Here is a 17,864-nt window from a genome sequence, read left to right on the forward strand (position 1 = left end):
ATACCGTAGCTGTTGTCACCTTTATTTTCCTCTAAACTACTGATCATGAGAAAGATTGGATATTCTTTATTTTTCACATTACTGTTTGTTTGCTTTTCTGTTTCTGGATTAGCACAAACAATCACCATAACAACACCCATTGAGATAGATGATATCGTCAATGCATCTGAAGCTACAACAGTTACTGTTGCTGGAACAAGTGCTGGAGGGGCTGTTGGAGGTACCACAGTAGATGTGACGATAGGGGGTGTTACGCAATCAGCTACAATTTCTGGGGCCGATGGTCCATGGACAGTGGATTTGAATATATCAGGTGAAACAGATGGTGCCCTCACAGTCAGTGCGGTCTATGATCCGGGTGGTGCAGCAATAGTTGCGACTAATAATAACCATGGAATTACACTTGATCAAGGCTCACCGACAGCTACAGTTACAGTTGATAGTGATCCGATATCACAAGGAGATTTGACCCAGGTAGTTACGATTACCTATAATGAGTCAATGGATGCAGGTTCAACACCAACCATTGGTTTTGATAACAGTGCGAATTTCACTTCAGCTGCAGATGGAGCCTGGTCCACGACGACCTTTGCGAATGACACCTGGACGGAAACCTTTAATCATGACGGTACTGCAGAAGAGATTGCGGCTGAGACGGTAACAGTAGCTTCATCGAGTGGAGCAACAGATGTTGCCGGGAATGCCGATTTAGGAGATACCTCACCATCATTTCAGATAGATACGCAATCACCCACAGCGACGGTGACAATAGATAGTGATCCGATTTTCCCGAGTGATTTGACACAGGTTGTGACGGTGACTTATGATGAGGCGATGAATGCAGGAACCAATCCAACGATTACCTTCAGTTCAAGTGCGAATTTCAGTTCAAATGCGGATGGAGCCTGGTCTACTACAACTTTCACGAATGATACCTGGACAGAAACATTTACCCATGATGGCACTTCTGAGCAATCCTTTACCGAAACTGCAGATGTAAGCTCTACCAGTGGAGCCACAGATGTCGTTGGCAATGCTGATGTAGGAGATAGTTCGCCTGCTTTTGTATTAGATACTCAAGCACCCACAGCGACGGTGACAGTAGACAGTGATCCCATTTTTTCTGGTGATTTGGCACAAATTGTGACGGTGACTTATGATGAGTCTATGAACGCTGGGTCAACACCAACGATCTCTATTACTACTAGTGCGAATTTCACTTCAGCCGCAGATGGGGCTTGGTCCACAACGACCTTTACTAATGATACCTGGACAGAAACATTTAATCATGATGGAACGGCTGAAGAGATTGCTTCAGAGACTGCAGTAGTGGCCTCTTCAAGTGGAGCTACGGATGTGGTAGGTATAGCGGATATTGGAGATACATCACCTTCATTTGTAGTTGACACTCAATCGCCGACCGCCACTGTAACAGTGGATAGTGATCCGATATCACAAGGAGATTTGACCCAGGTAGTTACGATTACCTATGATGAGTCAATGGATGCAGGTTCAACACCAACCATTGGTTTTGATAACAGTGCGAATTTCACTTCAGCTGCAGATGGAGCCTGGTCCACGACGACCTTTACGAATGACACCTGGACGGAAACCTTTAATCATGACGGTACTGCAGAAGAGATCGCAGCAGAAACGGTAACTGTAGCACCCTCAAGTGGAGCAACAGATGTTGCTGGCAATGCCGATTTAGGAGATACCTCACCATCATTTCAGATAGATACGCAATCACCCACAGCGACGGTGACAATAGATAGTGATCCGATTTTTCCGAGTGATCTGACCCAGGTTGTGACGGTGACTTATGATGAGGCGATGAATGCAGGAACTAATCCAGCGATTACCTTCAGTTCAAGTGCGAATTTCACTTCAAATGCAGATGGAGCCTGGTCTACTACAACTTTCACGAATGATACCTGGACAGAAACATTTACCCATGATGGCACTTCAGAGCAATCCTTTACCGAAACTGCAGATGTATCCTCTACCAGTGGAGCCACAGATGTCGTTGGCAATGCTGATGTAGGAGATAGTTCTCCTGCTTTTGTATTAGATACGCAAGCACCAACAGCGACGGTGACAGTAGACAGTGATCCCATTTTTTCTGGTGATTTGGCACAAATTGTGACGGTGACTTATGATGAGTCTATGAACGCTGGGTCAACACCAACGATCTCTATTACTACTAGTGCTAATTTCACTTCAGCCGCAGATGGGGCTTGGTCTACAACGACCTTTACTAATGATACCTGGACAGAAACATTTAATCATGATGGAACGGCTGAAGAGATTGCTTCAGAGACTGCAGTAGTGGCCTCTTCAAGTGGAGCTACGGATGTGGTTGGTATAGCGGATATTGGAGATACATCACCTTCATTTGTAGTTGACACTCAATCGCCGACCGCCACTGTAACAGTGGACAGTGATCCGATATCACAAGGAGATTTGATCCAGGTAGTTACGATTACCTATGATGAGTCAATGGATGCAGGAACAACACCAACCATTGGTTTTGATAACAGTGCGAATTTCACTTCAGCGGCAGATGGAGCCTGGTCCACGACGACCTTTACGAATGACACCTGGACGGAGACCTTTAATCATGACGGTACTGCAGAAGAGATCGCAGCAGAAACGGTAACTGTAGCATCCTCGAGTGGAGCAACAGATGTTGCTGGCAATGCCGATTTAGGAGATACCTCACCATCATTCCAGATAGATACGCAATCACCCACAGCGACGGTGACAATAGATAGTGATCCGATTTTTCCGAGTGATCTGACACAGGTTGTGACGGTGACTTATGATGAGGCGATGAATGCAGGAACTAATCCAGCGATTACCTTCAGTTCAAGTGCGAATTTCACTTCAAATGCAGATGGAGCCTGGTCTACTACAACTTTCACGAATGATACCTGGACAGAAACATTTACCCATGATGGCACTTCTGAGCAATCCTTTACCGAAACTGCGGATGTATCCTCTACCAGTGGAGCCACAGATGTCGTTGGCAATGCTGATGTAGGAGATAGTTCTCCTGCTTTTGTGTTAGATACGCAATTACCTTCAATCACTACTGTTACTCCCAACATATCAGTAATATCTGATTCAGATGTAGGAACTGGTACGTTTACGATAACTGTAGCATTTGATGAATCAATGATTGATGATGGTTCGCAAGACCCTTCCATTACGTTTGATAATGGGGCGGAAGATCCATCAACTACATTATCGGTAAATGGCGTTTCTTGGCCTAATGATCAAACCTTTGTGGTTACCTATGATGTGGCAGATGCCAATGTAGATTTACCAGATGTTGATGTTTTAGTAAGCGGGGGTCAGGATGCTACTGGAAATGGTATTACTGCGACAAACACAAATCAAGATGATCTTTTTAGTATTGACACAGAGAATATCTTTTTCGTAGATGCCACTTACTATGATTTTGATGGTGATGGAAGTGTTGATGAGATCTTAGTTGAAATGTCTGAGCCTGTTAATGAATCCTCAGTGGAGGCTGCAGATTTCCAGATTGATGGTTCACCAGCAGTATTTACCCTTTCTCCTGGTGGGTCCCCTGGGGTAGATAATGGTTCGGATCTTTTAACAATTGATGAATTTTTTACATTGGAAGTGGATCTTGGGACAACTGATGATCTTTCTCTGGAATACATACAAGATAATGCGAATAACGAATTGTCGGATCTCTTAGGAAATGAAGCTTCTAATGACTTAACAATTACGGAAATAGATGCTGCCGCTCCGGTGCTGACCGAGCTAAGAATTGAAGATACGGACAATGATGGCACAATTGATCAGATGACCTACGTATTCAGTGAAATTGTTTTTGATGTTGTTGGAGGAGTACTTGATGATGATATAGGTACGTTGACTATGCCAGATGCTTCTACATATGATGGAGGCGGAGGTAACGCCCTTGGTGACGCAAATGTATCACTCACAAACGATGGCACTTATGGACTTTTAGTTATGGATGTTGCAGCTGCAGGTTACTCCACCGTAGGGACTACTGCTGGCTCATCGGATGTGACAGGTGCAGCAAGTAATTTTGAAGATGATCAAGCCCAGGCTGGTGTAGAGATCACTGAAGCAATACTTGATCTGGCTAAGCCAAGAATCATGAGTGTTACTATAACGGGTAACAGTACGGCTGATATCGTATTTAGTGAAGGAGTTTGGGGAGATTCAGGAAATACTATACCGGTAGATGAGCCAAACTTTAGTTTCAATTTCCAAAGTGGTTCCTTAACCGTTCCAACAGTGGTTGAGGTGAACTCCACCGGAACAGGTGAAGCAGGACTAGGCTCGGATAATTTGCTTGGAGGCGAAACAGATATTAGGGTTTTCTTTTCTTATACTGGAAGTGCAGTAGGAGGAGAAACTACCCAATGGAATACAGACGGTAACATTTATGATGAGGCAGGCAATACAGCAGACGCTACTCAATATCCGACCGATAACGAGCAGAATTTGGCTCCTCCTGCAATTCCTGATATGTCAATAGCCGAGTGGCTTGACCAAAATGGTGATGGTCAGATTGATGGTGTTTCAATAAGCTTTAATGTAGACTGGGATATTGATGAGTTTAGCGGTTCAGATGGTGCCGATGGTCTAGACTGTATTGCAATTACGAATGGTGCCACGCCAGTCACTCAGGATAATGTTGATTATGACAGTAGCCCTTTTCCTACGAATGGATTTTTTAATGCAGGACAAACCGTCACGATTCAGTTCACCGGAGACCCTCAGCCAGGCACAAGTATTGCTAACCTCCAGGTTACTTATCAAACGGGAACTACGGACAGGATAGAATCTCAAGCTACTGAAGATGATGCCGTACCGGGTGATACACCTGATCAACATTTCGATTTTGCAGCTCCAAGATTTGTTAATTTCACTGCGACTATACTTGATAATGATGCGGATGGAAACGTCGATCGTATTCAGATAGATGCTCAAGATAATATCGATGATTCGGCTATTGACCCCTCTGAGTTTACTTATAATGGAGTAGCTGCTACGGGTGTTGCTAACGTAGATAATACCGATCAGAGCTTTACGCTTACGGTAAATGGTAGTGGTACTGCTGTTGAAGGAGATTTTGTTTATACGCCTGGAGTTTCTTTATTAGATACTGCAGCCAATGCAAGTGATGGAGGTACAATTGTTTCCGGATCTATTACAGATGGTGCTGGTCCAGCCATTCTTAGCGCAATTACAGCCGATAACGACCTTAATGGTCAAATAGATGAAATTACAGTCACATTCTCTGAAGCGTTTGTTGACAACAGTATTGATGACACAGATTTTTCATTAACAGATAGTTATTCAATTGCAGGTGGTGGTTTTGCTGTTTCCTCACCAGATGTAACTTTAACACTTGTCGAGAGTGGGGTTGAGGACACCTATATCACGCCAGGTGTAAATATTGACGTTGCAGCAATATTGGAAGATGCCGCAGGTGCTGGAAATGCCATTGCCTCTTTTACTAATACGGACGATGGAGCTGCGCCGTACTTTACCATAAATACAGCCAGTCCTACGGTTACGAATGACCCTACACCTGATCTGTCAGGTACAATTGATGATCCAAATGCGACAGTTCTGATAAGCATAGGAGCTAACTCAGCACTTTCTGCCACTAATGACGGTGTGGGTAACTGGACCTTAGACGGTAGCGCTTTATCGACACCTCTTGATTTACAGGTTTATTCTGTGTCTTACACCACTTTTGATTTGGCTTCCCCAATTAATATACGTTCGGCAACTATTCCGAATGTTATTGATGTACAAGGAGGCGTTGTTTTTACAGGACCTAATGTCATTAATCTTTGTATTGGAGCAACAGAGACTCTTTCCACAATAGAACTTAATGAAACGGCCACAACTGACTTCAGTGCGAGTGGTGATTTAATATTCAATCTTCCTGCAGGATTTATTTTTGATACAGGCGCTACTCCTACTATTGTTAACACGGCTGGTACTCCAGATATCTCAATTGGTACTGTTGAATACATCGGTAATTCTTCTATCAGTATTGCATTGGTAGATGATGGGACAGGTGACGCAGATGATGTGATTACAATAGATGGATTGATAGTTGAGGCAACCGGAACTACGGCGCGATCGAATAGCCTCATCTCAATAGGAGGTGATAACATCATGCTTACAAGTCAAACGAGTATTGGAGATTTAAGCAGCCAATTATCTCCAGCGGCTCTTACCTCTTTAGAAGAATCAACTGCGCCAGGCACGCCCATTACCAGTTACACTGCGCGTTATCTGCCTAGAGTTACGATTAATTATAATGCTGGTCCAACATTTGCGAATGGTGAAAATTTTGTATTCTCCGGAGGAGCTACAGGCACCATGGTTACCGGAACCAATACGGGAACCCAAATGGATGTCTACCTCAATTCTGGAACGGTCGGATCAGGAGAGACAATCACGGGACAAACAAGTGCTCAAGTGGGGACCACCAATACGGCAGCTGTAGGTGTATCTGAAGTATTGAGACCATTTACACTAGTAGCCAGTCCTACCGGCACTGCCAACTGGTATAACTCAGTTGGAGGACTTATTAATTCCTCCTCAAGCAATAACAATACTACTTTAGCCGCCACCAGTCCTGGCTTATATACGTATCAAATAACAGATTTAGCTGGTGGATGTGAGAGTCAAGCGTTGCAATTCAACGTACTTGTCTACGATGACGTGCATCCGGATAATGATGAGAGCACTTTTGTGAATAGATCTTATTCTGTCGTAGCAGCTCGAGATACCATTTTCTTAAGTAATCCTGCAGGACATACAGTCAATGTTACTGGAAATGGAATTTCAATTGTAGGAGGTGGAGCGGATCCATTGTTAGCTATTTTCGATCCGGCTGTTGCCGGGGATGATGGGGCTGGTGGTCCGCAATCGCATATCATTACTTACAGTGTAACCAATAACACAACGCTTGAGTCCATTTCTCGCACAGTGACCTTTGAAGTAGTACCTGAAACGGAATTTTTTGCTCCTGCATTAGCGGATGCTTATTGCATAGATGACTTCCCACTTGCTGGAAATTTGACCATAGAAGATGCGAATTTCTGGGTATCTAATCCAGCCAATACGTTCCAAGTACTCTTTGATAATAGTTTTTCACAAAACGTAAGGGATGGAAATGAAAATAGTTCATTCATGTACTTTTTCAACAATGCACTTAATCAATTCAATATTACCTATGGGGGCTATGAGATTCCTTTTGATCCAACAACCTGGTCTACGTTAGATCATGGTGGATTTGGTGGGGCAAACGACTACTTCCCTAATCCGGGAGAAGGTAGTGTCTTTTATGTAGAGCGATATCGCTTCGATAATACACTTGGTACCACCACAATAGAGTTTGATTACATGGAAGTGTACGGTCAGCCTGATGTATCCATTGCAAATGTGAACCCGACGTATTGTGAAGACGAAGCTTCCTTCACCTTACAAAGAGATGCTCAATACATTACCAGTTTCACTGCAGAAAATCCGGATGATCAGTACACCGCCTGGTTGCCAAATTACATGAATGAGACTAACGCAGGTATTACCAATGGATATGAGTTATGGAAAGAAACTGCCACTCCGGGTATTTATGCGCTGTATGAAGACTTTACAGGAGCAGATGCGCTTGGATCTGGAATGACGCTACGAAATGAGTTTGATCCCACAGATCCGGATCAAGACTTAAATACAACAGAAGATGAGACTGGTAACTACCGAATTGTATATGTCACTGAAGACGATCTTACGCCGGTGACCTGTTCCGGTTCTACGTCGATAGATTTTACCATTAATCCGCTTCCTTCAAAGTTGGAATTGAATACACGAACAGTTGCAGATGGTGGAGCAGTAGGTTTTGTGAATACGGACGAGTATTTACTTGAATACTGTATTAATGATGCGTATAATAGCGGGTTTGTTTTAGATGGAACAACAATTACCATTGACTATACCAACCTAACCGGTGGTTCATTTGCGGTTGGCAATACCGTGTTCTCATTTTCCACATTTGCAGGTCTCCCTGGTAGTTCAGCGATAGGCACGGTACTCACAGATAACGGAACGAGTCTGACGATGACTAATTTCACTGGTGAATTTTTAGTTGGAACACACATACGAACAAGCTCTGTTTCTGCTGAAATAACGAATATCACATATTCAGCTGCGGATGTTAAATGGTATGATGAGGGTATGCAGGAAATCCCCGGAACCGAGGATATTCCAGTACTAAGTGCAACGAATGCCGGATTAAACATGGACGCACTGAGAAGGTTTGCAGCTGCTGAAACTAAAGAGTTTTACTTTAGTACAACATCCGCAAATAACTGTGAATCTGAACTTCGAAAAGTGACGGTAACGGTGTATGGTCGTGAGGATGCAGTTGAGCTCACTTTACCTGGAGCTTTTGATGAAGATTTGGTCCGGACAGGAGCTGTTGAGACGAGTCTGACGTACACCCTTGATTACTGTACAAATGCACCAGGAGGAGTAGCGACTCCCGATGACATGACGCTACCGGCTCTTACTGGCAATGATGAATACCGTGTGTTTAGTTATCTGGATGATGGATTGGCTGCCGGAGCTGGAGGTGATGGGGTTAATGGTTTTAATTACTTAGGATTTAATGATTACACAACCAACATCATCCCGATATCCGCCGATCAACCAACAGCTATAGAGACCTATCGATATTACGTCTATTTAAGAAGTGATATTAATCCAGCTTCTAATTTCCAGGGTTGTCTTAGTAATCTTACAACCGTGTTTATAGAAGCTTCTGATATACCAGTTGCTCCTTCTATTGCAGGGGATTTTGCTACACTTTCATCACTTGATCTTCATGTTTGTGAGGGAGGGGCATTCTCCTCATTTGTTAACTCAGCTTCTGGTATTGATGAATACGTATGGTATGCCGCCAATGGAACGGATGAAATTTTGCGTGTAAGCAATGGTTCAAACCTTACCTCTGCAAACCTGCTGACTGATGCGACATTGGCTCAGTATGATAATAACACACCCGGAATCTACACATTCCAGGTATCAAGAATTCAAGGTACCAATGAGTCAAGGGGATTCCTTGGTTGTGAAAGCGCACAAACCACGGTGACAATAGAGGTACACAGCGTGGAAGGACCACCAACGATCGCTGTTCAAGGAGGTACTTTTGCGGATACAGATGGAAACGCATCTGATGATAATTACCATTATGTGATTTGTTTGAGTGAGCTTGATCAAACTCAAGTTTTAGAGGCTAGCTCAGCGTTTGGAGATCCAAAAGACTTCAAATGGTATTCATCAGATGCAGGTGCCACCGTAGGGGCCCTTTTGTACACTGATCCAGATCCAAATGCGACGGATCCTACTTTTAATGATTTAGGCCTTAACTCTTCCAATATTACTTCTTCTCAGTCACGCTATTTTGTCGTGACGCAGCAAACAGACGTTGATGATTTTGCTGGTTGTGAAAATTTCACCACTGGAAAAGCATTTATTCAAGTGGAGTTTGTAGATGATGCGGCGCTTTCTTTTGAGCCTGTTCTTACAGATGTTGATGTTTCTAACCAGGCTGAGGTTTCTTCTAATAATCAATACTGTTATGATGAAGCAAATATTGTAATAGATCTGCAAGCAGATGGAGGTTCGATTACAGGTGGAGAACTAGCTGGTCTGAGTTATACCATTGAATCCTACCTGAGCAATGATTACCTGGGAGCTATTTTAAGAACACAAACAGGTTCTGGAAATCCAACATTAGATTTAAGTGACTTACATACAGATGCTCTTGTAGGAGGTAATACGGTAGGTGGTTTATCCACCATTCATGTCATTACAATGGACTTTATCAATAGCAACGGGTGTACCAATACCCTTTCGACAGCACTTACGATCTTTCCTGATCCTGATATTACATTCACAATTTCAGGAACGAATAATGCAGATCCTGATGGTACGGCTTTCTGTTACGATGACGACCCAATTACCCTAAGAGGAATTTTTAATGAAAGGACGCTTGGGTATTCAGCGGCTACTGGCACATTTACCATAGGTGAAACTGTATTAGGTCAAACAAGTGGAGCATCCGGGGAAGTCGTATTAGATGATGGTTCCAATTTGATTTTAACGAATGTTACAGGATCATTTGATGCAGTAACCAATGAAACAATCGCAGGGCAGACCAGTACGGAAACAGCTACATTAAACTCGACCACTGGTGCCAACTTAAGTTTAGCAACCGGCGTATTTTCAAAAACAGGAGCTGGCTTAGGTACAACCAGTAACAACGAGGTTGTTTTTGATCCAACTTCAGCACATGGAGGGGATGCATTTGCCACACGATCAACCCACACCATCAACTTTACCTATACAGATGATAATGGTAGTAGTGGTTGTCAATACGTGATTTCAAAAACCTTCTTTGTAGATCCTAGACCTGAGACGATTCCGGTAAGTAATGGAAGTCCTGAGGATGGTGATGAAATCCACTTCAATGCTATCTGTAATGATGGTGGCAATATTGATGTGTATGTGCGAATGATTGATCCTGCTGATGGAGTAACAGAAATTACAGACTATACAGGATACACGTTTACCTGGACCGTTGGAACAACAACATTTCCTGCGGTAGATGATGATAATAATTTTAGTTTCACCTCCAGTAATGTGGACCTGGAGATTGACGTTCTTGTTGAAGATCCAAACGGGTGTACGGTGTTGGTTGAGGAAAATCATACGAAGCAATCATTGCCAGTTCTGATAATGAACATGAACGGATCTTCTACGGCAAGAGATTTTGAGCTTTGTTCGGATGATGCAAATCCAACTGTAGACGTCTTGGACAATAATAGTGATCTGGCAAGCCCAGGAAGCTCCATAAACCCTGCTGATGTTGTGAGTTGGAGTATTACTTCAAGTAATAGCAGCGGTTCAGTTACTGGTTTAGCTGCAGGAACAGGTGCAGGAACACTTCCAGCTACTTCAGATCTTGATCTCCAAACTTTGCATGAAAATGCCGGAGGTAACGCATTTGTGGATTTTGGAGGTGGTATCCTTCGAAGTGTAGGAGGTGATACAACGTATCATGAGATTTCCATTGTTTACACAGATCCTGAAATTGAATATCAAGGGGTTAATACCAACTGTTCAAATACCGTAACAAGAACACTGACCATTTTCCCAAATCCGAATGTGAATTTCACTGTTGACGGGTCATATGATGACAATATTGAGTTTTGCTATCAAACAGGAAACGCCGGAAATATTACGCTAAGAGGTGTTGAAATTTTCGCTAATGATACCGTTTCTCTTTCAAGAGGTCAATTTTTCGTGAGTGGTGTTAGTGTTCCTACCAACAATGGCGAAGCTACCATAAATGCAGCTGAGTTATTGGGAGATGAATTCGCCTTGAGAACTCAATTCGATATTGAGTATAGGTATACGGATGTCAATGGTACGCGATGTTCTCATTTTTTCCAGAAAAGTATTTTTGTAAATCCACTTCCAGAGTTTAATGCAGTTGTTGGTGGTTCTGAAGCGGGTGACCAAATCTTATTCACTTCCATTTGTAACATTCAAGGGAATACCGTAGATGTAGAGGTTCAATTAATTGATCCGACAGATGGAGCAGGAGTAACTATGCTTACTGATTATACCGGCTACATCTTTGACTGGACCATTGGTAGTATTAATCAGACAGTAAATGATGATAACACCTTATCATTCAATACGGATGCTGAAGAGTTTACCATTGAAGTATTCGTGACTGATCCAATAGGATGCTTTAACTCTGTAACGGAGACCCATCAAAAGCAAGACTTGCCAAGTTTGGATTTTCCTGAAATCTTCGTTTTAGATGAGTACTGTTCGGATGATTTTGTGACCATGACCTTAACACTAGAGGATGAAAGTGTCCAAGTAAATGCTGCAGATGTTATAAGCTGGGAGGTGCTTTCATATGCTACCAATAATATTGATACGGTTGGGTTTGACCCTATTCAAGTAGCTTGGGCAGATGCAACTGTGGCACAGGATCCAGCTGGCGGATCTATTCCGCAAATTGATCTTCAAACATGGCATGAAGGAGCAGGGGGTAATCCGTTTGTTGGAGGAAAAAGTATTGGAGGTTCTTCTACGGTGCACTCTATTTATATTACTTATCGTGATCCAAATAGAACGTATCAAAATTTACCGACCAGTTGTGAAGTCACGTACGCGGAGACGATTATCATAAATCCTAGTCCGGACATTGATTTCACATTTGAATACACGGGAGTTACTCCTGATAATTCGGATGGACAACAATTCTGCTATGATCAAAGCGGAATAACTTTAGTGGGAGTTGATGCATCGACCATGGCTCCTCTGGGGGGTGGAGTATTTAGTATTCCGGGCGTTTCACTTTCAACAAATAATGGAGAGGCTGTATTTGCTGCTTCTGATGCCAATGGAGCAGACCCGTATCTTGGTCAATCAAGTCATACTGTTGAGTATACTTATCAAGACGATAATGGATGTGAACATACCGTAAGCAAGACATTCTCTGTTAACCCAAGACCTGAATTTGTTGGAACTAATATCAATGATGACATAGATGGTATTCAGGTGGCTAATTCTTGTGCATCATCAGCTATTAAGGTCTTTGTAGAAATGACGGATAACAAAGACTTATACATTTTTGAATGGTCGGTCAATGGTAATGTAGAACAAACACTAAGTGGATCCGCAGAGGGAGATACGTTAGTTTATGCGCTTAGCCAAGGTGAAACGACTGCTAATTTCTCGGTTTCTGCTACTTACGATCCTTCGGCTGCAGGGTCTACTTTTTCAACTCAATGCGCAGCAGTATCATTGAGTAAATCAGTCACGGTTGGTCAAGAGCCGGTTCCTGCATTTACCTGGATTGGTTTAACTGCTAATCATCCGCAGGGCACTGAATTTACCATTTATCAAGATAATACTGCGTTGGCTGCTGCTGATGTCGATATAGTAGAACTGTATATTGATGGGATTCTCGTGAACAGCTGGGATGGAGATCCTGGGAATCCACTATCATTTCCATTAAACTTTAACTATTCATTTACAGCTAGTGGTACACATACCGTAGATTTACGAATCACCACTACGGCAGGATGTGACGTTATACTGACAAGAGATGTTCATATTTTACCTCACTTTACCAATTTCAATGCAACGAGTGTTTATGACCAGGATTTCAATGCAGCTACTGCATTTGATTTGACCTCCGCAGTTGGAGGATGGCATATCGAAACCCGAAGCTTAGATGGAAAAAGTGATGATCTAATCACTACCTGGGATCAAAGGTCTACACCTATTGGAACCGGAAATAATACAGATGCGGTTTATACCTTGTATAACTCGCTAACAAATTCAGATGACGACAGAGAGATTTCATTTGTCTATTCGCCATCATTTGATATTTCCGGATTCAGTTCACCGACAATCAGTATTAATCGCTATTCAGGATTTGATTCCTTTAGAGATGGGGCTGTCCTTCAATACTCTGAAGATGATGGACGTACCTGGCTAAATGTGGGTTCTTATGATCCACTTCTAGAAGAAGAGGGACTTGCGTCGACTCCTGGCTGGTATGACCGAGAGGCAATTACTGCTGCCCCGGGTTCACTAGCACCAGCAGATGAAGTTGGCCAAAATAACCAGGGAATAGGATGGGCTACAGAAAAAGGAGCAGAGGGTAGTGATTGGCAACTGGGAATTTCACCTTTAGGGGTTAATGATCCAGCATATGTTCGTTTTAGATTTTCACTTTCAGGTCAAGCGGGAGAAAAAGGGGATGCTGAGGGTTTTGGTTTTGATGATTTCAGAATCTATGACAGAGATCAGATCGTTTTAGTGGAGTTATTCTCGTCGACATTAAAGCCGGAAAGTATGAACTTCAATAACGCCATTGATGCCAATCCTGATTTTAACGGTACAGATGTTTTGATCATCAATTATTTTACTGATTTTGCCAACGAAGGCACACTTGGAGATCAACTGAACAGTAGGAATACAAAAGATCCGGGAGCAAAAAGCTCCTTCTATGGAGTAGCAGATGTTCCTAGCATTGCAATAAGTGGAGATGCTTTCCTTGTTGAAAATCTTTCAGATCCGACATCAGAATTGGAAGCACGTCTGGATAATGCCAAGTTAGAAGAGCCAATATTTAACATTAACTTAAGTGCGGAAGTAAATTCGGATAATGATTTAAAAGTTGCAGCCAGCTTTAGAGCTACAACAGACTTGGCAGCTAATGCTAAAGTAGGTCTATTTTTAGCAGTTGTGGAACCACAAGTGACAGTGATGTTAAATCAAACCAATGTAACGCTGAATAATGTGCTGAGAAAGCTTCTTCCAAGCGCTGCAGGACAATATGAAGCTGCTCCAATATTACAAGATGATGTTTTGACAATAGACACTTTGTTTTGGTCGATAAACAACATGTACACACCAGAAAACTTCCAGGTGATTGCATTTGCTCAGGATTTAAATACAAAAAAGATTTACCAGGCAAAAGACACATTGTTAATTGGAGGAGATAACGTTCTTGGATTGGATAATGAGCTGGAAGACTTCTCGCTTTATCCGAACCCTGCTGATAAAGAAGTAACCGTTGAATTTGCTAATCCGCTTTCAGAAGAAACTGACTGGATTATATATGATCAAGCAGGACGAGAAGTGCTGAAAGGAGCCATGAGTATAGGTACGAAAACCATGACGGTGCAAACCACTGATCTACCATCAGGGTTGTATTTCATTCACCTGTACGGGGAGGATGCTAAGCGTCAGTCTAAACGAGTTATAGTCCTTCATTGATAATAATCAAGCTATGAAAAAAGCCCTGGTGAGATTGCTCATCAGGGCTTTTATTTTGTCAGGTGGTAAAAATCATACCACTATATTCACAATCTTCTTAGGCACCACAATCACTTTCTTTGGGTCTTTTCCATCAAGCCACTTTTGGATTGTTTCATTTGCTAATGCTCCTGTTTCTACCTCTTCTTTACTTGCGTCTGCAGCGAAGCTGATCTTGGCTCTCATTTTACCATTAACTGATACGGGGTATTCAATAGAATCTTCGACCAGGTATTTTTCCTGAAATTCCGGATACGGTGCATCTACTACCGTACCCTCATTTCCAAGCAAATGCCATAATTCTTCCGCAAGGTGAGGAGCGAAAGGAGAGAGGATTATGGTCATCGGCTCCAATATTGCACGTTTGTTACATTTTATGGATGAGAGTTCATTCACCGCAATCATAAATGTACTCACCGAAGTATTTAATGAAAGTCTTTCAACATCTTCAGCTATTTTTTTGATCGTACCATGAAGCACTTTTAATTCATCTTTTGTTGGTTCTTCATCAGAAACCTGAAATGCCTCACCCTGATGGAATAGCGACCAGAATTTTCTCAAAAACTTGTAGACACCTTCTATACCATTCGTGTTCCAGGGTTTACTCTGCTCGATGGGACCGAGGAACATTTCATACATTCTTAGCGTATCCGCACCATATTTTTGCACCAGGTCATCCGGGTTCACCACATTGTACTTGGACTTGGACATCTTCTCCACTTCCCAGCCGCAATGATATTTTCCGTCTTCTAATATGAATTGAGCATCAGCAGCATCAGGTCGAGAGTTTTTAAATGCTTCAACATCTAAAATATCATCTTTGACAAGATTAACATCTACATGGATCGCTGATGTATTGTATTGGTCCTTTAAACCCTTTGAAACATAGGTGTTTTCTCCATTGACCCGATAAGCAAAGTTTGATCTGCCCTGAATCATCCCCTGGTTGATCAGCTTCTTTGCAAACTCATCCACCTCAATGATCCCCACGTCGTAAAGAAACTTTACCCAGAATCGGGAGTAGAGTAGGTGTCCGGTCGCATGTTCGCTACCTCCCAGGTAGAAGTCGACATCTTTCCAGTATTTCAGTGCTTCCTGACTACAGAATTCACTTTCATTCTCCGGGTCCATGTATCGAAAGAAATACCAGCTACTGCCAGCCCAGCCGGGCATAGTACTCAGTTCATAAGGATGACCATTATAGTTCCAATCCTTTGCTCTTCCAAGCGGCGGGTCACCGTCCTCTGTTGGCAGGTACTCATCAACTTCCGGAAGCACCAACGGAAGTTTTTCATCAGGCACCAGTTTTGGAATGCCTTCTTCGTAGTAGACCGGAATAGGTTCACCCCAATACCTTTGACGACCAAAAATGGCGTCTCTGAGTTTATAATTTACTTTTCGAACACCTATGCCGCGCTTCTCCACTTCTTCAATACCTCTCTCCATCGCTTCAGTAGGAGATAGTCCATCAAGGAAATCAGAATTTATAATCTTGCCTTCTTTGGTAGGATCTGCTTCTGTTTCTGTTAGCTTTTGTGCATCATTGATTAGCGGGATTGGAAGATTAAATTTCTTCGCAAAGTCAAAATCTCTTTGATCACCACTGGGAACGGCCATAACAGCCCCTGTGCCATAACCAGCTAGTACATAGTCAGCAATGTAAACAGGTATTTTTTCACCTGAGAATGGATGCGCTGCATAGCTACCAGTAAAGACACCTGTAACATTTTTGGCGTCACTCATTCGCTCGCGCTCCGATCTGTTTTTTGCAGCGACTACATATTCTTCGATCTCTGTCTTTTGCTCTTCAGTCGTTAATTCTACAACCAGCTCACTCTCAGGAGCCAGAACCATAAAGGAAACGCCAAATATGGTGTCAATCCGTGTAGTAAAGACTCTGATTTTGTGGCTGGAATTGACAACTGAAAAGTCTATTTCAGCACCAAAGGATTTTCCAATCCAATTTCGTTGCATCTCTTTGATGGGTTCCGGCCAATCTATTTTTTCCAATCCCTGAAGTAGTCGATCCGAATAAGCCGTAATTCTCATGCTCCATTGTGGCATCTTTTTTCTCACCACCGGATGTCCACCTCGCTCTGAAAAGCCATCTTTGACTTCATCATTAGACAAAACAGTTCCTAATGCCGGGCACCAGTTTACTGTGGTTTCTGCCTGATAAGTAAGTCGATATTTTAATAGAAAAAGTTGTTTCTCTTTTTCGCTGAATCCATTCCAATCATCTGCAGTAATAGTTGGAGTGTCTTCATCGCATGCGGCTTTTATATCTGCATTACCGTCTGTTGTCAGAGCGGCCACAAGCGTATCAATGTGTTCTGCTTTGTCTGACTCAGTATTGTACCAACTGTTGTATATCAGTTTAAAAATCCACTGCGTCCACTTATAAAATTTAGGATCACTTGTTCTCAGTTCTCTGGACCAATCATAAGAAAAACCTAATGCCTGTAGTTGCTCTTTGTATCGGGCAATGTTTTCGTCCGTGGTTATGGAAGGATGTTGGCCCGTTTGTATAGCATACTGTTCAGCAGGAAGACCGAAGCTATCAAAGCCCATTGGGTGAAGAACATTATAGCCATTGAGTCTTTTAAATCTTGCGACTATATCAGAAGCAATATATCCCAGCGGATGACCTACATGCAGACCAGCACCTGAAGGATATGGAAACATATCCATGATGTAATACTTTGGTTTGTCGGATCCATTTGACACCTCATATACTTTCTCATCTTTCCAGTATTGCTGCCATTTCCTCTCGATCTCTTGAAAACTGTATTCCGCCATAGGTTTCTAAAAATTTAAAGCTCGCAAAGGTAAAAGATGAAAAGAAGAAATAGGTTTACAAATTGCGGAAACCCTTGATTGTTTTTGCTGTCATTAACTCAAACACACTCAATAAAAATTTG

2 protein-coding genes are annotated in these 17,864 nt (G+C 42.5%); one reads left to right on the forward strand and one right to left on the reverse strand.

Annotation, left to right across the window (positions count from 1 at the left end; all coding sequences use genetic code 11):
* The first annotated feature begins 45 nt into the window (after positions 1-45).
* The gene (locus ACO05G_RS06900) at positions 46-14,904 is read left to right on the forward strand and encodes a T9SS type A sorting domain-containing protein (RefSeq protein ID WP_421765296.1); all 14,859 of its coding nucleotides are present in this window, start codon (positions 46-48) and stop codon (positions 14,902-14,904) included.
* A gap of 72 nt (positions 14,905-14,976) precedes the next feature.
* Here ACO05G_RS06900 and leuS read toward each other — a convergent pair whose 3' ends face one another.
* Positions 14,977-17,742 carry a leucine--tRNA ligase gene (gene leuS / locus ACO05G_RS06905; RefSeq protein ID WP_421765297.1) on the reverse strand — a complete coding sequence of 922 codons (2,766 nt, stop codon included), beginning with the start codon at positions 17,740-17,742 and terminating at the stop codon, positions 14,977-14,979.
* Positions 17,743-17,864: the final 122 nt, after the last annotated feature.

The sequence above is a fragment of the Ekhidna sp. genome (assembly GCF_965227465.1).
In the GTDB taxonomy this organism is placed as follows: Bacteria; Bacteroidota; Bacteroidia; order Cytophagales; family Cyclobacteriaceae; genus Ekhidna.

Coding starts and splice junctions, on each gene's coding strand:
- ACO05G_RS06900 (WP_421765296.1), top strand. CDS start 46: ATGAGAAAGATTGGATATTCTTTATTTTTCACATTACTGTTTGTTTGC.
- leuS (WP_421765297.1), bottom strand. CDS start 17,742: ATGGCGGAATACAGTTTTCAAGAGATCGAGAGGAAATGGCAGCAATAC.